Origin of the sequence: Neisseria animaloris (genome assembly GCF_900637855.1) — a bacterium.
Classification (GTDB): Bacteria; Pseudomonadota; Gammaproteobacteria; order Burkholderiales; family Neisseriaceae; genus Neisseria; species Neisseria animaloris.
The window spans coordinates 1015600-1040495 of record NZ_LR134440.1; the positions used below are offsets into that span (position 1 = coordinate 1015600).

General features: G+C 49.6%; 22 protein-coding genes. 11 read left to right on the forward strand and 11 right to left on the reverse strand.

Features of this window, described 5'->3' with window-relative positions; translation table 11 throughout:
- The first annotated feature begins 245 nt into the window (after positions 1–245).
- From EL216_RS04805 to EL216_RS04815, 3 genes are all read left to right on the forward strand, one after another.
- Positions 246–1526, forward strand: a complete 1281-nt coding sequence (locus EL216_RS04805; RefSeq protein ID WP_085389339.1) for an NAD(P)/FAD-dependent oxidoreductase — start codon at positions 246–248, stop codon at positions 1524–1526.
- Between the two features lie 157 nt (positions 1527–1683).
- Complete coding sequence (locus EL216_RS04810) at positions 1684–2064, forward strand: MAPEG family protein (RefSeq protein WP_085389338.1); 381 nt, start codon at positions 1684–1686, stop codon at positions 2062–2064.
- Between the two features lie 232 nt (positions 2065–2296).
- Positions 2297–3220 carry a hypothetical protein gene (locus EL216_RS04815; RefSeq protein WP_085389337.1) on the forward strand — a complete coding sequence of 308 codons (924 nt, stop codon included), beginning with the start codon at positions 2297–2299 and terminating at the stop codon, positions 3218–3220.
- 99 nt (positions 3221–3319) lie between these two features.
- Here the strand turns inward: EL216_RS04815 and ppk1 are convergent, their stop codons facing one another.
- The 3 genes from ppk1 to EL216_RS04830 form a co-directional block, all read right to left on the reverse strand.
- Positions 3320–5377: a polyphosphate kinase 1 gene (ppk1, locus tag EL216_RS04820; RefSeq protein WP_085389336.1), complete on the reverse strand. Its 2058-nt coding sequence runs from the start codon at positions 5375–5377 to the stop codon at positions 3320–3322.
- Between the two features lie 308 nt (positions 5378–5685).
- Positions 5686–6627, reverse strand: a complete 942-nt coding sequence (locus tag EL216_RS04825) for a YheT family hydrolase (protein ID WP_085389335.1) — start codon at positions 6625–6627, stop codon at positions 5686–5688.
- On the reverse strand, positions 6624–7271 hold the full coding sequence (locus tag EL216_RS04830; protein ID WP_085389334.1) for a phosphatase PAP2 family protein: 648 nt from the start codon (positions 7269–7271) through the stop codon (positions 6624–6626). Before EL216_RS04830 ends, EL216_RS04825 begins: the two co-directional genes overlap by 4 nt.
- A gap of 854 nt (positions 7272–8125) precedes the next feature.
- Here EL216_RS04830 and tkt point away from each other — a divergent pair.
- Positions 8126–10117, forward strand: coding sequence for a transketolase (gene tkt, locus EL216_RS04835; protein ID WP_085389333.1), 1992 nt, complete (start codon positions 8126–8128; stop codon positions 10115–10117).
- Positions 10118–10189: 72 nt separating this feature from the next.
- On the opposite strand, the gene luxS is transcribed toward tkt, so the two are convergent.
- Both luxS and ppc read right to left on the reverse strand, forming a co-directional pair.
- Positions 10190–10696, reverse strand: coding sequence for an S-ribosylhomocysteine lyase (gene luxS, locus EL216_RS04840; RefSeq protein WP_085389332.1), 507 nt, complete (start codon positions 10694–10696; stop codon positions 10190–10192).
- Positions 10697–10816: 120 nt separating this feature from the next.
- Positions 10817–13519 carry a phosphoenolpyruvate carboxylase gene (gene ppc / locus EL216_RS04845; RefSeq protein WP_085389331.1) on the reverse strand — a complete coding sequence of 901 codons (2703 nt, stop codon included), beginning with the start codon at positions 13517–13519 and terminating at the stop codon, positions 10817–10819.
- A 279-nt stretch (positions 13520–13798) separates the two neighbouring features.
- Between ppc and moaC the strand changes: the two genes are divergently transcribed.
- From moaC to EL216_RS04870, 5 genes are all read left to right on the forward strand, one after another.
- Entirely contained in the window at positions 13799–14299 is a 501-nt protein-coding gene (moaC, locus tag EL216_RS04850; RefSeq protein WP_085389329.1) for a cyclic pyranopterin monophosphate synthase MoaC, read from the forward strand.
- 21 nt (positions 14300–14320) lie between these two features.
- Positions 14321–15064 carry a HesA/MoeB/ThiF family protein gene (locus tag EL216_RS04855; RefSeq protein ID WP_085389328.1) on the forward strand — a complete coding sequence of 248 codons (744 nt, stop codon included), beginning with the start codon at positions 14321–14323 and terminating at the stop codon, positions 15062–15064.
- 217 nt (positions 15065–15281) lie between these two features.
- The gene (gene msrAB, locus EL216_RS04860) at positions 15282–16859 is read left to right on the forward strand and encodes a bifunctional peptide-methionine (S)-S-oxide reductase MsrA/peptide-methionine (R)-S-oxide reductase MsrB (protein WP_085389327.1); all 1578 of its coding nucleotides are present in this window, start codon (positions 15282–15284) and stop codon (positions 16857–16859) included.
- 139 nt (positions 16860–16998) lie between these two features.
- Positions 16999–18804, forward strand: a complete 1806-nt coding sequence (locus EL216_RS04865) for a DUF294 nucleotidyltransferase-like domain-containing protein (RefSeq protein ID WP_085389326.1) — start codon at positions 16999–17001, stop codon at positions 18802–18804.
- A gap of 9 nt (positions 18805–18813) precedes the next feature.
- Positions 18814–19431 carry a 3'-5' exonuclease gene (locus EL216_RS04870; protein WP_085389325.1) on the forward strand — a complete coding sequence of 206 codons (618 nt, stop codon included), beginning with the start codon at positions 18814–18816 and terminating at the stop codon, positions 19429–19431.
- Between the two features lie 125 nt (positions 19432–19556).
- Here the strand turns inward: EL216_RS04870 and plsX are convergent, their stop codons facing one another.
- From plsX to EL216_RS04890, 4 genes are all read right to left on the reverse strand, one after another.
- Complete coding sequence (gene plsX, locus EL216_RS04875; protein ID WP_085389324.1) at positions 19557–20621, reverse strand: phosphate acyltransferase PlsX; 1065 nt, start codon at positions 20619–20621, stop codon at positions 19557–19559.
- A 255-nt stretch (positions 20622–20876) separates the two neighbouring features.
- Positions 20877–21404 (reverse strand): phosphoribosyltransferase, encoded by a 528-nt coding sequence (locus EL216_RS04880; protein WP_085389323.1) that lies wholly within the window; start codon positions 21402–21404, stop codon positions 20877–20879.
- Between the two features lie 140 nt (positions 21405–21544).
- A complete protein-coding gene (rpmF, locus tag EL216_RS04885) occupies positions 21545–21724 on the reverse strand; it encodes a 50S ribosomal protein L32 (RefSeq protein WP_002214744.1) in 180 nt (59 codons plus the stop codon).
- Positions 21725–21761: 37 nt separating this feature from the next.
- A complete protein-coding gene (locus EL216_RS04890; RefSeq protein WP_085389322.1) occupies positions 21762–22265 on the reverse strand; it encodes a YceD family protein in 504 nt (167 codons plus the stop codon).
- 51 nt (positions 22266–22316) lie between these two features.
- On the opposite strand from EL216_RS04890, the gene EL216_RS04895 reads away from it, so the two are divergent.
- Together EL216_RS04895 and EL216_RS04900 are read left to right on the forward strand one after the other, a co-directional pair.
- Positions 22317–22907, forward strand: coding sequence for a Maf family protein (locus tag EL216_RS04895; protein WP_085389321.1), 591 nt, complete (start codon positions 22317–22319; stop codon positions 22905–22907).
- Positions 22908–23050: 143 nt separating this feature from the next.
- A complete protein-coding gene (locus EL216_RS04900; RefSeq protein ID WP_085389320.1) occupies positions 23051–23761 on the forward strand; it encodes an SAM-dependent methyltransferase in 711 nt (236 codons plus the stop codon).
- A gap of 285 nt (positions 23762–24046) precedes the next feature.
- Here the strand turns inward: EL216_RS04900 and EL216_RS04905 are convergent, their stop codons facing one another.
- Both EL216_RS04905 and EL216_RS04910 read right to left on the reverse strand, forming a co-directional pair.
- Positions 24047–24514, reverse strand: coding sequence for a chemotaxis protein CheX (locus tag EL216_RS04905; RefSeq protein WP_085389319.1), 468 nt, complete (start codon positions 24512–24514; stop codon positions 24047–24049).
- A gap of 1 nt (position 24515) precedes the next feature.
- Positions 24516–24881 carry a response regulator gene (locus tag EL216_RS04910; RefSeq protein WP_085389318.1) on the reverse strand — a complete coding sequence of 122 codons (366 nt, stop codon included), beginning with the start codon at positions 24879–24881 and terminating at the stop codon, positions 24516–24518.
- Positions 24882–24896 lie beyond the last annotated feature (15 nt).

Below are 24896 nucleotides of genomic sequence, written 5' to 3' on the forward strand. Positions count from 1 at the left end.
AATTATTCCTTACACAAATACCATGATTAGACAGAAGGCCGTCTGAAAGTTTCCGACGGCTTGGCTTTATTTTGCTACACCCAAAACCATATCGAAAAATGACTATATGAAAACTAACTACAAAAAACATCAGAAATTGCAGTAAAATAATAAAAATCACACAATATAAGTTATTTTATAACTCAAAGAACAAATCACTCCTGCATTTTTTTGTTACTTCATATTTCACATCAGAGACCTTTATTATGCATTACGACATTATTATTGTAGGCGGAGGTGCCGGAGGCTTGGAATTGGCTTCCAAACTCGGACGCGCTCTCGGCCGTAAAAACGGCCCCGAAAAAATCTTGCTGATCGACCGCTCAGTATTCCACATTTGGAAACCGACCCTGCACGAAGTGGCTGCCGGCACATTGAATCCTCAACAAGAAGGCTTATCGTACAGCATCTTGGGCCGCTCCAACCATTTCAGTTTTGTATTGGGGGAATTGGTTAAATTTGATCCCGAAGTAAAAAAACTGACCTTAAAAGAAGTTTATCAGGCTGATGGCACTTTAATTATTCCCGAACGCCATATCACCTTCAACCGTTGCGTGTTTGCCGTCGGCAGCGGTTCCAATTTCTTCGGCACACCCGGTAGCGAGTATGCATATGTGCTTGAAAATGCTCAAGATGCTCAAAATTTCCACACTCATCTGCTAAATCTGTTCGCCAAAGCTGCCTATTCCACCAATAAACAACTTAATGTGGTAATCGTCGGTGCCGGAGCAACCGGCGTAGAACTTTCTGCCGAAATGATGGAAGCCTATCACGAAATCCAAAGCACCTCCGGCTCGGAACAGCGTTTCCGTATCAACCTTACGCTGATTGAAGCCGCTTCGCGCATTCTGTCGGGCTTACCCGAAAAAGTTTCATCGCAAGCACTTCAGGCTCTGCAACAAAAACAGATTAAGGTAATGACTTCCACCAAAGTCATGCAAATTTACCCTGATAAAGTGGAAACGGACCAAGGAAATATTTCCGCCGATGTCGTGGTATGGGCAGCAGGCATTAAAGCAGCCGACAGTAACCGTGAATACGGGCTGCCGGTCAACCGTATCAACCAGTTCGAAGTCAACACCCAACTGCAAACACCGTTTGAAGGTATTTACGCCATGGGAGACTGTGCTGCCTGTGAATGGGAAGACGGCAAACTTGTACCGGCCCGCGCCCAAGCCGCACACCAGCAAGCCGATTTTCTATGCGATCTGCTGCTTGCCTACACTAAAAACCGTTCTTTTAACAAAACATTCCTATATAAAGATTCCGGTTCGCTGGTATCGCTCGGTAACAACCACGGCGTAGGCAATCTGATGGGCAGCTTATCGGGGGGTAGTTTCTTTATCGAAGGATTGATTGCCAAATACATGTATATGTCGCTGCATTTGATGCATCATAAAACCATACTTGGCTACAGTAAAACCATTTTGCTGGCTTTGGCACGGGCAATGCAGAAGCGGGTATCAGGCAGATTGAAGCTGCATTAACCAACACTTTCAAACCTTATAGCCGCGAAATCCGACCATGCTGTTGCCTTGCATAATTATCGGGTTTCGCGGCTATATAAGTGTTTTGAACGTGCTATGATTCGGCCGCACATACTTATGGGTGCATTCTGCATCAAACTGAAATACAGGAGGGTTTATGAACTATATCCACATCATCGCCTTACTGGCTTTATTGCAATACGGCTTTTTCGGCATCATGGTAGGACGTGCCAGAAGCAAATACGGCATTCATGCACCGGCCATATCGGGCAATGAACATTTCGAGCGCGTTTTCCGTGTTCATACCAACACCCTTGAGCAACTGATTATTTTCTTACCTGCATTATTTATTGCCGGAACGTATTGGTCGGATGCTGTTATTGCACTTATCGGCTTGGTTTACCTCTGCGGCCGTTTCATTTATTGGCGTACTTATACCGAAAACCCGCAAAAAAGAGCGGTCGGTTTTTTATTGACAGCCATTCCGAACATCATTCTGATCATTGTCGGATTAACAGGCATATTTTTTAATTCCTGAAACAAACGGTATCTTACACTTCTTAACTGCTTATATTGAACGGTTAGAGGCCGTCTGAAAAACAAGCGCAACGCAGTTTCCGTGCGGGCGAATTTTTTCAGACGGCCTCTTCTTTTCCCAATCCTCAGCATTCCGTTCAAGCCTATTTTTCAGCGGCTTATCCGCATTCAATGACTTTTTTTAAATTCCCATTACAATATTTAACTTCGTATTTCAACTGGGGAATAAGCCCATGTCTTCCACCGGCATCAACCTGATTACGACTCCTGACCCTGATAATGTTTTTTTGTCGGAAGAGCCTGAAAACATACCGCAACTGCTTACCAAACCCAACCGTTTGAATGCACGCTGCGGCATCTCATGGATGAAGCAGGCTTGGGAAATTTTTAAAATGATGCCTGACGTCTGGATGCTCTCCATTCTGATAATCGGCATGATTTTTATCGCGTTGGCGGTGCTGGCCATCTTACTGGCATCCGTTTCCCCGCTACTGGGCAACATCGCCAACATCGGTTTTAACTTCATATGGCTTTTTGTTATCGCAGGCTTTGCCCACACTGCCGATGCCCTTTTAAATGGCGACGAAGTAGGCATCGGTACGCTTTTTAACGGCATTTTCAGTCAATTAAAAAACATTTCGATACTTATCCTGATCCATTTAACTTTATTCGCACTGGCAGCAGTTATAACCATTGTGTTGATCCCACAATTACCGGCACTTTATCCTGATTTGCCGCAAAGTTTGCAAGCCATCCATCCTCAAGCCACATTATTCAGCGCCTCGGTATTTTTGATACTGTTAGTCATGACAATGTGGTATGCCCCCGTTTTGATCACTTTACACGGCATCGGACCGTGGGCTGCCATGAGAATGAGCCTATATGCATGTTTGCGCAATATCCTGCCGCTTATCGTTTTTATTGTCTCTGCTTTTTTTGTTTTCCTCGGCATCGCGGTTATTGTGGGTACGGTTTCCGCCATTTCCATTATGATGTTAAGCCTGCTCGGCGATATCGGTTCCATAACGGGAATATTGCTTATCCTTGTAATACACCTTACTTTCTACCTGATATATATCCCTACTATGCTGTTAATTTATTACACCAGCTACCTCCATGTGTGGACAGACCTGCCATTCGAACAAACCGACATATAAATAAATCAAAGAAACTTATAATCCCATAACGGTATATCCATACGAAAGGCCGTCTGAAAATAAAGTTTTCAGACGGCCTCTTCTTATAGACTCAATTCATTAATGCCCGTATTTTTTCCATAAATCATTTTGCAGGCTTACCTCTGCCTCGCCTTCGGCAGGAACGGCACGAACATAGCTGCCATCAGGCTGCATCAACCATGCCTGCGTGTTGTCTTGCAAAGCCAAAGTCAGCCCTTCGCGGATAATACGTGTTTTCAACTCGGGCAGCTCTATCGGCGTACAGGTTTCGATGCGACGGAAGAAATTGCGGCCCATCCAGTCGGCGCTGGAAATATAGGTATCTTCTTTGCCGTTGTTATAGAAATAATACACGCGCGAGTGTTCAAGCTGGCGGCCGATAATGGAACGCACTCGGATATTGTCCGACAATCCCGGCACTTGCGGACGCAAAGCACACATACCGCGTACAATCAAATCGATTTGCACGCCGGCCGCACTGGCCGCATACAAGGCTTCGATAACGGTAGGTTCAAGCAAAGCATTCATCTTGGCCACAATCCGCGCAGGTTTGCCCGCTTTGGCATTCTTGGCTTCGCGTTCAATGCTTTCCATAACCATTTTATGCAGGGTGAACGGGCTTTGATACAGCTTGTTCAAACGAATAGGCTGGCCTAAACCGGTGATTTCCATAAAGATGGTGTTGACATCGGCGGTAATCTTTTCATCGGCGGTAATCAAGCCGAAGTCGGTATAAATCCGCGACGTACCTTGGTGGTAGTTGCCCGTGCCCAAGTGCGCATAGCGTTTGAGCACTCCCTCTTCACGGCGCACTACCAAAGCCATCTTCGCATGGATTTTATAGCCAAACACACCGTAAACCACATGTGCTCCGGCATCTTCAAGCTGTTGCGCCCAGTTGACGTTATTGGCTTCATCAAAACGCGCCATCAATTCAACCACTACTGTAACCTGCTTGCCTGCATGCGTGGCTTTCAACAAAGCCTTTACCAGTTCGGACGTACTGCCGGTGCGGTAAATCGTCATTTTCACCGCCACCACATCCGGATCTACCGCGGCTTCACGGATAAAGCGGACAACAGGTTCGAACGATTGGTAAGGGTGGTGCAGCAAAACCGGCGCTTTGGCAGCCGCATCGATTACCGATTCGTTTTTACTCAAGTGTTTGGGTAAATCCGCGACATAAGGAGGAAATTTTAAGTCAGGACGGTCTACCATATCGGGCACGGCCATCAGCCGCACCAAATTTACCGGGCCTTTAACCTGATATAGCTCGGACGGTTCCAATTTGAAATGACTCAACAAAAATTCATAGATATGTGCAGGGCAGGTTTCCGCCACTTCCAAACGCACGCCATCTCCGTATTCCCTATCCTGCAATTCGCTCTGAATCGCCGCCCGCAGATTTTTCAAATCTTCTTCGTCCACCGTCAAATCACTGTCGCGGGTAAGGCGGAATTGATGGCAGCCTTTTACATCCATACCCGGGAAAAGTTTGTAGACATACTCGTGCAAAATCGACGACAAAAACACAAAGCCGTTATCGCCGTTACAAACCTCTTTCGGCAGTTGCAGCACGCGCGGCAAAATACGCGGAGCCTGCACAATTGCCATGCCTGAAGCCCTGCCGAACGCATCGGTACCGACCAGCTCGACGGCGAAATTAAGCGATTTATTCAGCGGGCGCGGAAAAGGGTGCGAAGGGTCGAGGCCTATGGGAGTAAGAATCGGCAGCAACTCGCGAGCGAAGTAGTCTTCGATCCATTCCCTTTGTTCGGGTGTCCAGTTGCGGCGGCGGTAAAAATGGATGCCTTCTTTGCTCAACGCCGGTTGCAACTCTTCATTGAACAAAGCGTATTGTTCGCGTATTAAAGCACGCACTTCACGAGTAGCGGCGGCAATGGTTTCGGCCGGAGTACGGCCGCTGTCGAGTATGTGGTTGGGTCGCTGTTTCAATTCGCGTTTCAAATACGCCATGCGGACTTCAAAAAATTCGTCCAGATTCGATGAAACGATGCACAAAAAGCGCAACCGCTCCAACAGCGGCACGCGCGTATCCTGTGCCTGTGCCAACACGCGGCGGTTGAAGGCTAAAAGGCTCAATTCCCGGCAAAGTAATCGGTTTTGTTCAGGCATTCGAAATCTCCCAAAAGACAATAAACGGCTGTTGCCTAACCAAACCTTTCATGTCAAAGCATCTCGGCTTTAATTTATTATGCGGTTCCGCTCACAGTTTCAGACGGCAACAAAATAACTTTATAACAAATCCATTCAAAAGTAATAAATTATAACGTTTTCCTGTGCTGCTTTGCGATAAAGCAAGTAAGAGGGAAGTAAAGGTTTTCAGACGGCATTTTTATAGTAAGCCGGAAGCTTGGTTTGAGTCGGAAAACGATTGCGGTAACAGCCGCCGTAAAGGTTATTTTGGCGGCGGCGGTAAGTTTTCAGACGGCCTGTTCAAAATAAGCCAATACGGTTTGGGGCAGCCAATTCAGATGGCCTTTGCCGCTGCCGCTCACAAACCCGACATGCCCTCCATACGGCGGCTGCAGTAGCGTAACGTATTGGGAAACTTCGGTATGGTCGGGCAACGCTTCGGAAGGCAGAAACGGGTCGTTGACGGCGTTCAGCAATAAAGTAGGTATTCGGATTTCCGGCAGTAACGGCTTGCACGAGGCACGGCGGTAATAGTCATATCGGTCGGCAAAGCCGTGCAACGGAGCAGTGAAAAAATCGTCGAAATCCCCCAGCGTTTTGCACTGCTGCAATTTATCGGTATGAAAACCGTTGGCGCGGGCTTTCGGCAAGAGGGAACCGAGAAAATAACGGGTGTAGAGCAAACGGGTAATGCCGCTGTCGAAACGGGCACCTGCGGCGGCCAAATCTACGGGAGCGGACACCACTGCAGCAGCTTTCGGTACGGCACAGCCGCCCTGCTCGCCCAGATATTTCGCCAGCACGTTACCGCCGAGCGACACGCCGACGGCGTAAATATGCGGGTAACGCGCCGCCAAAGTATCGAGCATAAACTTGATTTCGGCCGTGTCGCCAGAATGGTAAAACACCGGCGCGGTATTAGGCACGCCGCCGCAACTGCGGAAATGCGCCACCACACCGTTCCACCCTTTTTCCAATACCACCTGCATCAAGGCGACGGCGTAATGGCTGCGGCTACTGCCCTCCAAGCCGTGGAACAACACAACCAACGGAGCATCGGTACGTGGGCTGTCGATAAAATCATAAGCCACCAACGTTTGGCCGGTGCTGTCGGGCAACAGTTCGCGGCGGTAGGCAGGCGGCGGAGACTGCAACGTTTTGGCATATAAAGTTTCAAGATTGCCGCTGCGCAGCCAGAGGGGAGTGTGAAGCGGAGGCAGGTTTGTCATGTAGATTCGGGCAGCTTACGGAATAAAACAAGATGCAGGCCGAGCACGGTGCTGACACCGGTAATCCAGCCCACCAATACATCGGTAGGATAGTGTACACCTAAAACGATGCGCGAAAAGCCCATAAACAGCGTAAATGCAACCGCTGCGGCGATAATGTATTTCCGATAAGGCGAATACCAATACACCAATACAATCAAAGTAGCAATGGCAGCGGCAAACGTGCTGTGTCCGCTGGGAAAAGAAGCATTGGTTTCCTCGACGATACGCGGCCAGAATTCAGGGCGCGGGCGGTTGAAAAACTGTTTGGCGATAAACATAACTGCAGTAGACAAAGCCGCTCCCAACAGCACGAATAAAGCATAACCGCGCCGCCTGCGCAAATAAAGCCACAATGCAAACAATACGGTAATCGGTATGGCAACGGCGCTTTTACCGAGATGATGCAACACAATGGCAACAGGTGTAAAAGCCTCACCCGCATGCTCGTGCACCCACATCATCAGCGGCTGCTCGAAAACGAAATGCTGCTGGGCTCTGATGTCGTCGGCGATAAAACCGGCAATAACCAAAGGAATAACGATGCCCAGAAAAAGGACAAGCAACCGAGGAAAAGGCGGGATATAAGCGCGTAAAGGCAGCATGCGGATACCGTTTGAAATTTATCGACACAGCATTATAGTGAATCGCCCCTGCTTTTCTACAAAAGACAGTAAAAAAACCGAATTTCTCCGCCACCCGCCCGCTTTCAGCCGTTTTTACAAGCATTTGTAACTGCAACAGAACCGCTTACACACAACTTGCGCTACACCCCGGCCGACCATTCCGTAAGAACCGCTTAAATATTTAAGATTTGTAAAAGCATTCAATTCTATTTTTGATTTAGTTATTGATAATAATTGTATTTTTCTCATTGGAAATTTGAGTAAAAAGTAAAGATATGTATAGACTTTATTGATATGATGTAGTTGCAATATTCCCATAATAAACAATAAGCCGTTTCAAACGGATAATCGAAAAACGATACGGGCAAACACTCAGACCAAGTAATTTGCAGCCGATGCAACATTACCGCCGTATTTAACGGTTATTTCGCAGCAAACGGCATTTACCATCATACGGAGGTCGTTATGTCTATGTTCTTTTTAAATATCATTATCCTGATTAGCTGCATATCCGTGCTTACTTTGGGAGCTTTATGGTTTTCGGGGCAGGATTTCTAAACCCGCCGCGGCAATCCGTCTTAGTAAGAGGCCGTCTGAAAACAATTTCAGACGGCCTCTCTGATTAAATCCCGGATATCCGACAATGAAAGCTCTTTGAAACCTTTGCGGAAACACCGGCCGCAGCCCGTTCGAACCCAAGCCGTTTCAAACGGCTTTTTTCTTTTCAGACGGCCTCAATCCATGCAAGAGGCCGTCTGAAACTGCCTTGAAACCACGGTCGAATCAAGCGATAATCAAAACTGTTTCCACTCCTAACCAACAAAGGTATCCAAATGGCTTCTCAACTGGCAAATGCCATCCGTTTTCTTTCCGCCGACGCAGTTCAAAAAGCCAATTCCGGCCACCCCGGTGCGCCGATGGGCATGGCTGAAATGGCCGAAGTGCTGTGGACGAAATTTTTAAACCACAACCCCGCCAACCCCAAATTCTACAACCGCGACCGTTTCGTCCTTTCCAACGGCCACGCATCGATGATTCTTTACAGCCTGCTGCACCTTACCGGCTACAACGTATCCATTGAAGACCTGAAAAACTTCCGCCAACTGCACAGCAAAACCCCCGGCCACCCCGAATACGGCTACACCGACGGCGTGGAAACCACCACCGGCCCGTTGGGACAAGGCATTGCCAACGCAGTGGGCATGGCGTTGGCCGAAAAAATCCTTGCCGCCGAATTCAATAAAGACGGCCTCGATATCGTCGACCACCACACCTATGTATTCTTGGGCGACGGCTGCCTGATGGAAGGCGTGTCGCACGAAGCCTGCTCGCTGGCCGGCACTTTGGGCTTGGGCAAACTGATCGTGCTCTACGACGACAACAATATCTCCATCGACGGCAAAGTGGACGGCTGGTTTACCGAAAACATTCCGCAACGCTTTGAAAGCTACGGCTGGCATGTGGTGCCGAACGTAAACGGCCACGACACCGCCGCCATTCAGACGGCCATCGAAGCGGCGAAAGCCGAAACCGGCAAACCTTCCATCATCTGCTGCAAAACCTTAATCGGCAAAGGCGCGGCCACCAAAGAAGGCAGCCACAAAACCCACGGTGCGCCGTTGGGAGACGAAGAAATCGAAGCCACCCGCAAACATTTGGGCTGGAACCACGGTCCGTTTGAAATCCCGCAAGACGTTTACGCCGCGTGGAGCACCAAAGAAAAAGGCGCGAAACTCGAAGCCGAATGGAACGAAAAATTCGCCCGTTATCAAGAAAAATTCCCCGCCGAAGCCGCCGAGTTCGTGCGCCGCATGGATAACAAACTGCCTGAAAACTTCGATGCCTATGTTCAGACGGCCTTAAAAGAAGTGTGCGACAAAGCCGAAAAAATCGCCACCCGCAAGGCCAGCCAAAACAGCATTGAAATCCTCGCCAAAGTCTTGCCCGAATTTGTAGGCGGCTCTGCCGACCTTACCCCGTCGAACCTTACCGATTGGTCGGCAAGCAAAGCCGTAACCGGCGAAAACGGCGGCAACTATATCCACTACGGCGTGCGCGAATTCGGCATGGCCGCCATTATGAACGGCATGGCCCTGCACGGCGGCGTGAAACCTTTCGGCGCAACCTTCCTGATGTTCAGCGAATACGCCCGCAACGCTCTGCGCATGGCTTCGCTGATGAAAATCAACCCGATTTTCGTGTTTACCCACGACTCAATCGGCCTCGGCGAAGACGGCCCCACCCACCAGCCTGTCGAGCAAACCGCCACCCTGCGCCTGATTCCCAACATGGCCGTATGGCGGCCGTGCGACACCGCCGAATCGTTGGTGGCATGGGCAGAAGCCGCCAAAGCCGCCGACCATCCGAGCTGCCTGATTTTCAGCCGCCAAAACCTGCCGTTCATCCCGCGCAGCCAAGCCCAGTTGGACAGCATTAAACGCGGCGGCTATATCATTAGCGAAGCCGAAAACGGCCAAGCCCAAGCCGTGGTAATCGCCACCGGTTCCGAAGTCGAGTTGGCTTTGAACGCGCAAGAAGCATTGGCCGAACAAGGCATTGCCGTAAACGTCGTTTCCATGCCTTCCACCAACGTATTCGACCGGCAAGATGCCGCCTACCGCAACAGCGTGTTGCCGCAAAACCTGCCGCGTATCGCCGTTGAAGCAGGCGTTACCGACGGCTGGTACAAATACGTCGGTCTGAACGGTGCCGTAGTCGGCCTTGACCGCTTCGGCGAATCGGCTCCGGCGGAACTGCTGTTCAAAGAATTCGGCTTTACCGTTGATAATGTGGTAAACACCGTAAAAGCCGTGCTGAAAGCTTAAGCATAGGCTAGTTGTGAAAGAGGCCGTCTGAAAAGTGTTTTCAGACGGCCTCTTCACCATTCAAACAGCTTCTTACTCTTTTAACAAACTTTCGTCCAGCGTCAAATCTTCGTTTTTGTTTACGCTGATTTTGCGGTCCAGCACGTTTTGGGCGATGCCTTGCGCTTCAATCAGCGAGTGCATTTGGTAAGTGCCGCATTGGTATTCGTTCAGTTCGGGAATCTGATTCTGGTCTTTTACGTTCAACACATCCCGCATCGAAGCCAGCCATGCGTCGGCAACTTTTTGCTCGTCGGGGGTTCCGATCAGGCTCATGTAGAAACCGGTGCGGCAGCCCATCGGGGAAATGTCGATGATTTCCACATCTACTCCGTTCAGATGTTCGCGCATAAAGCCGGCGAAAAGGTGCTCCAGCGTGTGAATGCCTTTTTCGGACAAGATTTCCTGATTCGGCACGCAAAAGCGCAGATCGTAAACGGTAATGTTGTCGCCTTTCGGCGTTTGCATGGTTTTGGCAATACGCACGGCGGGAGCGTGCATACGGGTGTGGTCAACTTTGAAACTGTCGAGCAGGGGCATGGCGGTTTCCTTTTAATCTTACGGGTTCGGGCATGTATGATAGCATTTTTTGATTGCAGAGGCCGTCTGAAAACCAACCGTATTCCTGTTTTCAGACGACCTCTGTCGAATGTTTCCGCATCAGCCGGTATTGCGCAAACCCTGTGCGACTCCGTTGATAGTGAGATGCACCATTTGCAGCAGATAGGGGTTTTCGGGGTCTTTGCGCAGCTGTTTGAGCAGGGCTACCTGCAAGCCGTTGAGGGCATTCAGATACGGCATCCGCAAGGCCAGCGAGCGGGCCAAACTGCGGTTGTCGCTGAGCAGTTCGCCGGTTTGCAGAATATCCAACAGGGCTTTGCGGCTTCTGAGGTATTCTTCTTTAATCATGCCGAAAATTTCGGCGGCGCGTTGCGGCGACTCGCTCAAACCGGCGTAGTTTTCCGCCAACGTCAAGTCGGTTTTCGCCATCACTTGCTCCATATTCGACAACATGGCTTGGAAGAAGGGGTTGTCTTGTGCGTGCTGCTGCATGTCTTTCAGACGGCCTGCATCTTGCCGGCACAACTCTTCCACCGCGCTGCCGAAGCCGTACCACGCGGGCAGCATCAAGCGGTTTTGCGTCCATGAGAATACCCACGGAATCGCACGCAGGTCTTGAATGCGCGCCAGTGTTTTACGGCTGGCGGGTCGGCTGCCGAGGTTGAGGGTGGCGATTTCGCGGATCGGGCTGGTTTGCAGGAAATAGTCGATGAAGCCGTCGCAGGTAATCAAGGCGCGGTAATGCTTGAATGCGCTGTCGGACAATGCCTGCATCAGGTTGCCGTCGGGGTCTTTTTGGTTTGGCAGCAAGCTGGCTTCGAGCGTAGCGGCAACCAGTGTTTCGAGGTTGCGGTGGGCGTTGTTGAAGTCGGCGTATTTGGCACTGATCACTTCGCCCTGCTCGGTAATGCGTATCTGCCCCGCTACGCTGCCCTGCGGCTGCGCCAGCACTGCTTGGTAAGAAGGGCCGCCGCCTCGTCCGACACTACCGCCGCGCCCGTGAAACAGCCTCATTCTGATGCCGTAGCGGGCGAAAAGCACCACTAAGCCTTGTTCCGCCTGATACAGCTCCCACGAACTGCTCACATAGCCGCCGTCTTTATTGCTGTCGGAATAGCCGAGCATGATTTCCTGAATATTGTCGCGGCCGACAAGCAAATCGCGATACCACGACAGGTTGAACATGGTTTCCATCACGGCACAGGCGTTTTCGAGCGCTTCTATGGTTTCGAACAGCGGCACGATATTGATGCGGCTCACAGGTTTGCCGTTTTCCAACACCAGCAAACCGCTCTCTTTCAGCAGCAAGGCCAGCACCAGCAAATCGCTGGGGGCTTCGGCATTGGAGATAATGCTTTGGTTGATGGCTTTTTCGCCGAACTCGTCTTTGATTTTGCGCGCTTCGTGGAAAATCGCCAGCTCGTGCCGCGTGTGTTCGCTGTATACGGTGTAGGGATTGTAAAGCGGGCGTTGGTTTTGCAGTTCGCGCAATAAAACGGCTTGTTTTTCCTGCTCCGGCAAAGCCTCGTAATCTTCCAATCCGGCATGCCGGAACAATTCGGCCACCACTTCGGCGTGTTTGCCGCCATGTTGGCGCAAATCGAGCGGCATCATGAAGAAACCGAACACCGAAGCGGTGCGGATAACGTCGGCCAAGCGCGCTCCGGCCAGCAACTCGCTGCCGTTGTCGCTCAAAGATTGTTGCAATGTTTTCAAATCGGCAATAAAACTTTCGGCATCGGGATACGGCTCCAGCGTGCCGAAACGGCACCCCAAAGTCAGGCCGAGTTTATGCGCTTTGCCGATTAAGCGCGCCATGATGTAGGCGATGGCGCGGCGGTACGGCTCTTCTTCGTGGGCGATGGCGGTATCGGGGGATTGGGCGGACAATGCCGTTACGCCCTCATTCACCCGCACCCTGCGCACCGACAGCGGCAGGTCCTGATACAGCTCGCCCAACTGGCGGCGGTAATAGTGGAATACGGTATCGGCATGACGGGTAAACGCATGGCGCAAGGTGTCGGCGGAAACAAACGGATTGCCGTCGCGGTCGCCGCCTATCCAGCCGCCGATTTGCAGCAGATCGGGAATGCGGATATCGGACCACACGGTTTGAAAGGTTTTTTCCATCGAGCGGTAGAGTTTGGGCAGCGCGTAGAAAAAACTCAGCGGAAAAATTGACACGCCGTTGTTGATTTCATCTTTTACCGTGATTTTGAAATGGCGGGTTTCGCTGGTTTGCCACAAAGCCAAAAGCGACGTGTCGATTTCACGTTGCAGCTCTTCCAAAGCTTCCGCGCTGCGGCAGAACTCGCGTTGCGGCAGCAGCATACGGATGCGGCGGTGAAAGTTCAAAGTAGCCTGACGTTGCACTTCGGTAGGATGCGCGGTCAATACCGCGGCGATATGCGTTTGATCCAATTGTTTTTGCAGGGTTTCGGCATCAATTTGATGTTTGCGCAGCTTGCGTACCGTTTCCACCAAACTGCCTTCTGCCGCACTCGTCCCTGCACTTTCATGTGCTAAACGGCGGCGTTCGTGGTGCACATCCTCGGCAATATTCAAAATCTGGGCGAACATGCCGCAGGCAATAATCAGGTTTTGAGTTTGCTTTTCGTCCAATTGCGGCAATATTTTTTCGATGACCGCACTGCTGTCTTCCGCGTCGGACAATGCTTTTACCGTGTTTAACACCGCATCGGTCGTTTCATTTTGCAACAATTTGAACAACGCCTGTTTCAGAAACGCTGCATCGGCGGCCAGTGCCGCATCTTTCGGATTATTGAGGATGTGAAGCTGCATATCTGTTTCTTTCTTAATAAAATAGTAAGGCCGAACGAAATTATTCTATAACAGGGTATTCAATCACACTAGAATTGTCAGCAATGTAGTTTTTTGTAATTTGATTTAAATCTGAAAAAACATTGGAAGCCGTCTGAAAAAGCGTTTGTTTCTGCATAAAAAATACTCCATAAATTGCCGACTCCGTAGGCGGCAGGCCGAAAATGCCTTAAAATATCATCCAATTTGCCGCCGGTATTTTCAGACGGCCTTTCAATCAAAACACATTCAGGAAACATCATGACCGACCTAACCCATTTCAACGAAAGCAACGAAGCCCACATGGTAGACATTGCAGCCAAAATGCCCACCCAACGCATCGCCCGTGCCAGCGGCTACATCAATATGAGCCACGACACCATAAAACTGATTGTCGAAGGTTCCACAAAAAAAGGCGATGTGCTCGGCATTGCCCGCATTGCCGCCATCCAGGCCACCAAACAAACCGGCTTTCTGATTCCACTGTGCCATCCGATTGCACTTACCCACGTTCGCGTAGACTTTGAAATCGATACCGATCTGGCACGCATCAAAGCTACCGTAACCGCCAGCACCGAAGGCAAAACCGGTGTGGAAATGGAAGCCCTTACCGGTGTCAACATCGCCCTGCTTACCATCTACGACATGCTCAAAGCAGTCGATAAAGCCATGGTGATTACCCAAATCCACCTTGAAGAAAAAACCGGCGGCAAGAGCGGCCCGTTTGTTTTCGACAACAGCCTCGAAAACCTCATCTACTAAAACCAAAATCGAAACTCCCTCATGGACGACCGCGACCTCCTGCGTTACAGCCGACACATTCTGCTCGACGAAATCGGCATAGAAGGCCAGCAAAAGCTGCTTGATGCCCGTGCGTTGATTGTCGGTTGCGGCGGATTGGGCGCGGCCGCCCTGCCCTATCTGGCTGCGGCGGGAGTAGGCAATTTGACCATTGCCGACAACGACACCATAGACGACACCAACCTGCAACGCCAAATCACCTTCACGGAGGGCGACATCGGCAAAAGCAAAGCCGAAGTGATGAAAGGCCGTCTGAACGTCCTTAACAACCGCGTCCGCATCACTGCTTTAAACGAACGCTTAACCGAAGCCCGTTTAACCGAATTGATGCGGGAAGCCGACATCGTGCTCGACTGTTGCGACAATTTTGCCACGAGGCTGGCCGTCAACCGAGCTTCCGTTGCCACACACACTCCGTTGGTTTCCGGAGCCGCCGTACGTTTTGAAGGCCAGATTGCCGTTTACCGCCCCGACCTGCCCGATGCGCCCTGTTATGCCTGCCTGTTCGACGGCAACCATGCCAACGACGGAGCATGCTCGGTGTTCGGCGTATTTTCGCCTCTGGTCGGTATCATCGGCACCACACAAGCTGCCGAAGCCTTGAAAATCCTTATCGGCACCGGCCGCGAGGCACACGGCGAACTTTTGGTTTACGATGCCCTGAATAACGAATGGCAACGTTTCCCTTTTGAGAAAAACCCGCAATGCCGCGTATGCCGGATTTGATAAAAAGAACTTTTATACTTGAGAGGCCGTCTGAGAAACAGTATTTCAGACGGCCTTAATTTTCATCCTTTTCGGCAAAACCGTCCGAAAGCGTTTTCCATACTGCCAACTTTTCCTAAAAAATGTTAACCATCTACTTTACAAGCCTTAATGTAAGGATTTACCGCACAAACCGTCTTCTGTAGATAGATAGAATTCCCATAGACAGGAGAACATCATGAATTCCCCCAAACGCTCCGGCTGGAAAGTGTTTACCATTGTTGCAGCACTGGCCGCCGCTACGGCCACACTACTGCCGCAAACACAATCCGCTGCCGCTGCGCCCGTGCCGCAAGTATTGCAAAAGCTGCACGACACCCACGGTAAACCCGCCGGAAACTATCTGAAAAAAGACAAACCTACATTAATTAAATTTTGGGCGAGCTGGTGCCCGCTGTGCCTATCTGAGCTAGGGCATACCGAGTCATGGATAACAGACAGCCGTTTTCAGACGGCCAATCTGATTACCGTGGCCTCTCCCGGCTTTCTTGGCGAGAAAAAACCGGGGGAATTCCAGCAATGGTATGCCGGCCTGAACTACCCCAAACTGCCGGTGATTACAGATGACGGCGGCACAATTGCCAAGAGCCTGAACATCAGCGTTTATCCGTCATGGGCCGTACTCAATAAAAAAGGCGAAGTCGCCCGCATCGTTAAAGGCAGTATTAATGAAGCACAGGCTTTGGCCTTGATAGAAAACCCAGATGCCGACATAGGCCGTCTGCAAACCCAATTCTACAAACCGAGCGATAAGAAAAAGGAATCTGCCGTGATCAATACCAAAACCATTTACCTGGCCGGAGGCTGCTTTTGGGGCTTGGAAGCCTACTTCCAACGTGTACCCGGCGTAGTCGATGCAGTATCCGGATACGCCAACGGCAAAACCGACCACCCTTCTTATGAAGACGTGGTTTACCGCGATACCGGCCATGCCGAAACCGTAAAAGTTACCTACGATGCCGACAAACTCAGCCTCGACGATATCCTGCAATACTATTTCCGCGTAATCGACCCCACCAGCCTCAACAAACAAGGCAACGACCGCGGCACACAGTACCGCACCGGTGTTTACTATACTAACCCTGCCGAAAAAGCAGTGGTAGAGGCCGCCTTAAAAAAAGAGCAAACCAAATACAGCCTACCGCTGGTTGTGGAAAACCTGCCGTTGAAACATTTCTACGAAGCAGAAGAATATCATCAGGATTACCTGATTAAAAACCCCAACGGCTACTGCCATATCGATATCCGCAAAGCCGACGAGCCGCTGCCCGGTAAAAGCGCACCGCAAACCAAAAAAGGTTTTAATGCCGCCACTTACCGTAAACCGAGCGATGCCGAGCTGAGACGTATATTGACCGACGAGCAATACCGCGTTACCCAAAAAAGCGGCACCGAATATGCCTTCAGCCACGAATACGACCATCTGTTCGACCCGGGTATCTATGTGGATGTCGTTAGCGGCGAACCTCTGTTCAGCTCCGCCGACAAATACAACTCCCACTGCGGCTGGCCTAGCTTTACCCGTCCGATCGAACAGGCCGCCGTTACCGAGCACGATGACTTAAGCTACAACATGCACCGCATCGAAGTACGCAGCCGTGCTGCCGATTCACACTTAGGCCACGTGTTCCCCGACGGCCCGAAAGACAAAGGCGGTTTGCGTTACTGCATCAATGGTGCCAGCCTGCGTTTCATCCCGCTGGATAAAATGGATGCCGAAGGTTACGGCCATCTGAAATCAAGCGTTAACCGTTAATTCCCTTTCTCAACTCAAGCACCAAACAGGCCGTCTGAAAAATCGTTTTTCAGACGGCCTGCTCTTTATCCGGCAAACGTGGCATAATTGAACGAAAAATATAATTCTTTATAAAAAACAAATAACAAAGGAGAGAGATATGGATAGGTTCGATTTCGGCTACGCACCTTATGACAGCCTCAACCTCAACCAACGCCAACTGCTGCAACAATCGGTCGATATCGCTTTTTTCGACGACGACGAAACTATCATTCGCCCGCAACAGCCGATCGAACATCTTTACGTTGTGATTAAAGGATTGGTTAAAGAAATCGGCAGCGACGGTGAGGTGGTCGCACTCTACCACCCGCATGATACTTTCGAAGCCCGTGCCTTAGTAGAAGGTACAAGCCAAAACCAGTTTGTGGTGGCGGAGCAAGCATTGGTGTACACAATTCCCAAAGCTGCCGTTACCGAAATTATGGAATCCAACGCCCAATTCGGCGCTTATTTTTATGCTTCGGTGGCGGAAAAATTCGCCAGCCTTTCCGGCAATACAAACGAAGACGAGTTCGCCAGCCTCTTCACCGCCAAAGTGCGTGATGCCTACCGCCACAATACTGCTTGGCTTGACGGCTCCGCCACCATTCTCGAAGCAGCGCAAACCATGCACGACAGTAAAACCAAATCGTTGCTGGTGCGCCATGAAGGGCGTATCGGCCTGCTCACCGAATCGGTATTCCGCAACATCGTAATCGCCGGTACACCAAGCGACGATCCCGCGCATAAATGGGCCACATTCGACTTAATCTCAATAGACAGCGACGACTTTATATTCAACGCCTTATTACGCATGACCCAGTTTCATATCCAACGCGTTATCGTGGAAGACAACGGCGAAGTTATCGGCGCATTGGAACAGATCGACATTCTCGCCTACGTATCCAACCACAGCCATCTCGTTGCACAGCGGCTGGAGCGTGCCCAAAGCATAGATGAATTGGTGGCCATCGCCGCACAGATGAACGATTCGATTCAAGCATTACGCAAAAACGGCGTACGCGCACCGCAGCTGGCACAACTGATGCAGGTATTGAACAGCAGCCTGTTTGAAAAAGCATGGAGCATGATTGCCCCACCTGAAATTTACGGGCAATCATGCTTAGTGGCCATGGGTTCGGAAGGACGCGGAGAGCAAGTGCTGAAAACCGACCAAGACAACGCCCTGATTATGCGCGAAGGCATAGATACCGAAGCGGCTGCCCAAGCCGCCGAAGCATTTTCCGCCACATTGGAACTTTTAGGCTACCCGCCATGCAAAGGCCGCATCATGGCCAACAACCCCGAATGGCGCAAAACACTGCCCGAATTCAAAAAAACGGTTGCAAGCTGGTGCGCCTTGCCCAACCCCGCAAACATGATGAATCTGGCCATCTTTGTCGATGCCAAAGCAGTCGCCGGCGATGCTTCGCTGCTCAATGAAGTCAGGGCGCACCTACATAAACGGTTAAATAACGATGCAGGTATGCTGATGGCCTTCGCACGTGCGGTAGAACAGTTCGACAGCCACGGACAAGGTTTTTTCTCGCAACTGCTGCGCCGTGAAACCACCGAAAAAATGGACATCAAAAAAATGGGCCTCTTCCCCGTGGTGCACGGCGTACGTGCGTTAAGTTTGGAAGCAAGGCTTGACGAAACCAATACTTTCGAGCGCATCCAGAAACTAGTTCAACTCAAAGTATTAGACGAACAGCTCGGCAAAGACATCGCCGAAACCCAACGTTATTTAATGGAACTCCGCTTGAAAGCCGGCCTGCTCTCACTGCATAACGGGCAGGTTAAAGAACCGAATCAGGTAAACGTGCACAGCCTGTCGACCTTAGAACGCGACTTGCTCAAAGAGGCTTTGCAAGTGGTAAAACGTTTCAAAAACGTTATCCGCCATCATTTCCATCTGAATACCTAGGAGGCGGAAATGAAATTTATCGAACACTTTCTGCTTGCACGGGAACGTAAAAAGCTGACCGACCCGCAATATGGTTTTCTGTATGAAGAACACCCCGACGAATTGGTCAGCTTCGATTGCGAGACCACCAGTTTGGATGTGAAAGAAGCCGAAATCATTTCCATCGGTGCCGTTAAAATCCGCGGCAATCGGGTGCTGACTAGCGATTCTTTTTATGCACTGGTAAAACCCGAAGGCATGATGGAAGCCGCCAACGTAACCATCCACGGCCTACGGCCGAAAGATTTGAGCGACGGCATTCCTGTTGAAGAGGCCCTGCGGCGTTTTCTCCATTTCATCGGCGGCAGGCCGGTAGTCGGCTATTTTTTGGAATACGATGTGGCAATGGTTAATAAATTCATGAAACCCCTGCTAGGTGTTAAATTGCCAAACCGTCAGATTGAAGTGTCCAGCATCTATTACCGGCAGGAAATCGACAAGAAGTTCTACGACAGCTATGTCGACTTGCGGATGGCTCCGATGATTAGAAAGCTCGGCATTCCCGATTTGCCGCGCCATGATGCGTTAAACGATTCAATTAATGTCGCCATGATGTATTTGGCGCTACAAGCCCGAAGCAAACGCTAAACCCTTGTGCATCAATACCCCCTTATACTCAAGAGGCCGTCTGAAAACTTTTCAGACGGCCTCTGCCCTTAAATTCAGTTTCTTACCAAAAGCCTGCTGCTTCTTAGCAAGCCTTTTAAGAGAAACTATTCGATATTGTCAGCCATTACCGCCTGCTCGCTTTCCAACCTTTTTTCAGCCAGTAACGCCAACTGCGAAGCAACACCCTGTTCGATTTTATCCAAACTGTCGGCACGGGCTTCATGGTAAGCCTCTTCCAGCGCGTAAGCAAAACCCGTCGCGTCCGTACCGCCGTGGCTTTTTACCACAACGCCGCGCAATCCCAGAAAAATAGCTCCGTTGAAGCGGCGCGGATCGAATTTGTTTTTAAATCCTTTCAAAGCAGGAAAAGCCACCAATGCGGCAGCTTTGGTAAACAAGCTGGCCTTGAATTCGTGTTTGATTGCGCCACCCAAAAACTTAACGGCACCTTCGATGGTTTTCAAAACAACGTTACCGACAAAACCGTCTGCCACAACCACATCCACTTCACCGCTGAAAACAGCATTGCCTTCCACGTTGCCCACGAAATTGAGGCTGCTGCTTTGCAGCAATTCAAACGCCTGCTTGATCGTTTCCGTGCCTTTAATCTCTTCAGTGCCGACATTCAGCAAACCGATACGCGGCCTGCCTTTTTCCGGATACAGGGCTTGGAACAATTCGCTGCCGATAACGGCGAATTGCATCAACTGGTCTGCCGAACAATCGACATTGGCACCCAAATCCAGCATCAGCGTCATGTGGTTATCGGCCGACGGCAGAAATTTGGCAATGGCAGGGCGTTCGATGCCCGGAATGGTTTTCAACACGAAACGTGCGGTTGCCATTAATGCACCGGTGTTGCCAGCCGATACTGCTGCTTGCGCATTACCTTCTTTCACTTGGTTGATGGCAACGCGCATTGATGAATCTTTTTTGTTTTTCAGCGCCAACTGCGGCGGTTCGTCCATCGCCACAACTTGAGAGGCATGACAAATATCGATTCGCTCCATCGGCGCATTAGCAGCCGTCAATGCTTCACGCACCAAAGCATCGTCCCCCACCATAATCAATCGGGCATCCGTGCGCTGTTTGAGAAAAGAAACGGCACCGGGCACGGTTACGCTCAAACCGGCATCGCCCCCCATGGCATCTACGGCCAAAGTAATCATGAGTAATTCTCCGTATAACGGTTTCAGACGGCCTCTTCCAAATTTAAAGGCCGTCTGAAAACCGGCTCATAAAGGAACCGGCTGCAACCGCGCGACAATGCCGCCGCGCGGTTACATGTAATGCTTCAATACGCCGTCTGTTTTTCAAACCGAATACAATGCCGGGTTTTGCTTTTTGTCGGATGGGTTTCAGACGGCCTCTTCCATATTATTTCTGTTTAGCAGGTCTGCCAAAGACAATAGGCAAACGAGCCGTCAATCACGGCTTTCTACCGCCAAACGGTTGTGTTCATCAATATCTTCCGCATCCCACGGATAGTTAATCCACCAGTCTTGCACGGTAACACCGCTGAAATACGGCATGCCTTCCGGCAATTTACCTGTTTTCTCTTTGATTTTTTCATGTAAAACAGCAATCCCAACCGTGCCGAAATTTTCTTTGGCAAATTCGTTCAGGCAATATTCGAGGGTAACGCGGCTGTCATCCACCTCATCTACCACCAATATATTTTTACCGTTCAGAGTTTCCGGAATCGGATCAAGCCATTGGATTTTTTTAACATTGTCAGTAACTTTACCCTGGAATTCACTATCATAATAAGCTGTGGTAACAGCATAGATTGGAATACCGAGGAAACCGCGCAATATGCGCGCAGGAATGAAACCACCTCCACCGATAGCAATCATGGCATCATATTTCACACCTGATGCTTGGATTTTTTCGGCAAGGGTTTTAATCACACGGTGAATATCGTCGTAGGTGTACCAGATTTTCTTTTTCATGTTCGGATACCGGCAAACCGCCCGGCTGCATTTCAGACGGCATCTTCATACAACCGACGGTCGATTAATGCAAAAAAGCCAGCAGTTGCAATTTTAAAGGCAATCTTCTGGCTTTCATCTTTCATCGGTCAAGTGGAAATTTATTCGCCTTTGGCTTTTACCACTTTACGGCCACGGTACATACCGTTGGGAGAAATGTGGTGCGGGCGATGTACTTCACCGGTTGTACTGTCTACAGACAACGCAGGCGCAGTCAGGGCATCGTGTGAACGGTGCATACCGCGTTTAGAGGGAGATTTTTTATTTTGTTGAACGGCCATTTCAAGCTCCTAAAAATATATAAAACTGTAAAACCGGTTAGCGGCTGCTTTTCAGCCCTGCCAAAACGGCAAACGGATTGGGTTTGTCCTGATTTGCTTCATCCAGCACGGCATTAGCGCAATTCTCATGACGTGGAGAAAACGGCAGTGCCATCAGGATTTGGTCTTCCACCAACTCTCGCACGTTCAGCTCTTTTTCAATCAGCATGCCTTCGAGTTCTTCATCGGAAAGCATGGCTTCATCGAGGCTTGCTTCGTCAGCAAACAAAACAATACGGCTTGTTTCATCCAACTCAAACGGCATCGGGTTGATACAACGCTGGCAAAACAGCGGTAAAACACCTTTAACATTCAAGTCTAAAAACAAACGCTGCCAGCGGTCTCGCCCGCCTTGCAGCGTAAACGATACTTCGGCTTGCTTGTCGGCAAAATATTCGTGCGACCAAACGCGTTCGTCCAACTGGCTCAGCAAAAATTTGCCTTGCAAACTCTGCTTCTCTGCTGCGAAAGCTGCGGGGTCAATCAAATTAGGGTCTGACATAAACGGGGTATGATATAATTTCAGCGGTTTAACGTCAATGTTTTTACACACATGAATACAAAACTGCGGCTTATTTTAGGCTCAAGCTCGATATTCCGCCAACAGCAGTTACAGCGTTTGGGCTTATCTTTTCAGACGGCCTCTCCTGATTTCGACGAAACCCCTCAAAACGGCGAATCTCCAGAAGCCACCGCCCTGCGTCTTGCCGCCGGCAAAGCCCGCTCTCTGGCAGCGGCATTTCCGCAAGCCTTAATCATCGGTGCAGATCAAGTAGCATGGTGCGGCGGCAAGCAATTAGGCAAACCGTTGAACGTCGCAAAAGCACAACAGATGCTGGCCGAACTCAGCGGTAAGCGTATCGAGTTTTACAGTGCCGTCGTGCTGTTGAATACATTTTCAGACGGCCTCCATACCCATGTTGATAAAACCGTTGTAACTATGCGGGAATTAAGTACCGAACAAATCAACCGTTATCTTAAACGCGAACCGGATGCCGTGCATTGCGCCGGAGCAGCAAAAAGCGAAGGATTAGGTGCAGCTTTGCTCGAACGGATTGACAGCATCGACCCGAATGCACTCATTGGTCTGCCCATTTTCAAACTGATTGATTTTCTGAAAGCAGAAGGCGTGGAAATTTTATAAACCCTCAGGCTGAAAATCCGTGCAAAGTACCGAATGTGTATTCAATTCAATGCATACGGTACGAAGCACAACAATATGCTGCAAAGGCATTTACACGAAAGTATGGCCGTCCGAAAACTTTATTCCATTAACCGGAAACAACAATGAACCCGATTCTCTACTTAATCCCTACTCCGCTCGGCTCTTTGGACACCCCCTGCCTGCTGCCTCACGAGCAAACCCAAATTACCGGTTTGACAGACTTTGTTGTTGAAGCCGAAAAAACCGCTCGGGCTCATTTAAAGCACTTGGGCGTTACTACGCCTATCCGCGAACTGAACTTGCAAACTCTCAACGAGCATACCAACCCCAGCACCCTACCCGAACTATTGAAACCTTTGCAAGAGGGGCGCAATATGGGCTTGGTTAGCGAAGCAGGCTGCCCTGCTGTTGCAGATCCGGGAGCGGATTTAGTAGCATTGGCGCATGCCAACGGTTTTGAAGTGCGTCCGCTGGTAGGCCCTTCCAGCTTGCTCTTGGCACTGATGGCTTCAGGGGCAAACGGACAAAATTTCACCTTTAAAGGCTATCTGCCTGCCGAAAAAATCGAACGTATCAATACATTAAAAGCATTGGAGCATCGTTCCCGCCAACATAACGAAACCCATTTGTTCATCGAAACCCCTTACCGCAATGATGCCTTACTGAACGATGCCGTCGCTACGCTTAATCCGACCACACGCCTTTGCATTGCCTGTGATTTAACCTTACCCTCACAAACCATTATCAGCAAAACCGTCAACAATTGGCAAAAATTATCAAGCTTACCGAATTTGAAAAAACGCCCGACTATTTTCGTGCTGCATGCCGCATAGCTGCCGCCTGAAAAAATGCTTCTGAAAAGTTTGATATAACTGTGAAAATTAAAACCATACAAATAGGCAAGCTACAAACAGTATTGGCTGGATTTTGTTGCTGCCTTTACGACAGTCTACAAAATTTTCTCCTTAAGCCGAAGCAAAGTAAAACAACATGAAATATTCACTCTAAATATAGAGCAAAAAGTAAAAAATCGGCTCTAAGTATTGTATCTGAAACACAGTTAAAATTTTGTTTGTTCAGATGCAACCCTTAGGGCCGATTCATACACCCCTTTTAAATCAACACTTGCCAGGGGTATTTCGATACAAAGCTACAACAATAGCCGCTTGGTGTTTTTTCCACTCCAGAGGAATAACAAATGATCTGCCATGACGAGGAAGCATAATCTCATCAGGAGCACCACGAATAACGATAGGCACGGAAATTTCAAATTTCTCGCCAAATTCACTGCGTGCATTTCCCGCAATCGTATTGGCAACCTCACCTACCAAATCCATAACGTTTTCTTCAGAAATATCGCTTTCCCCCATCAGCTCAAGCAAACGCCCTACCATGTTTTCCGGAGAAGTAAAATAAACAACCCCTTTATTACGGCCTGAGATAGTAATTACTCCTGAATAATGTTGAGCCGCCGGCATAGTATTTTCAACAAGATAAGGCGTACCAATAAAAATTTCTTCACCGGCAACTTGATTAAAATACTTTTGCACACCTTCTAAAAACACCTGTAATTGTGTTTCTTTCATCTTACAATCCTTCTGACATTTCCTTTAATGCCTCAAATAAGTCATCGTCGGTAAAAGGTTTATAAAGAAACCCTCGCGCGCCGTATTCCAAAGCCTTAATACCCGTAGCTTTATCCGCAAGTGCGGAAATCACTAAAATATTGGCATTTTCATCAATGTCCATAATATTTTGGATACAAGCGAGCCCGTCCATTTCCGGCATTGTCAGATCCATGGTTACCAAGTTGGGACGCAATATATCGTATAGCTGTACAGCATCTTTACCGTTGGCCGCCGTTGCAACTACTTCAAATTCCATACTCTCCGAACCGCGGGTAATACGTTTACGGATAACGTTGGAATCATCTACAACCATAACTGTGAGCATTATTTTTCCTCAAAA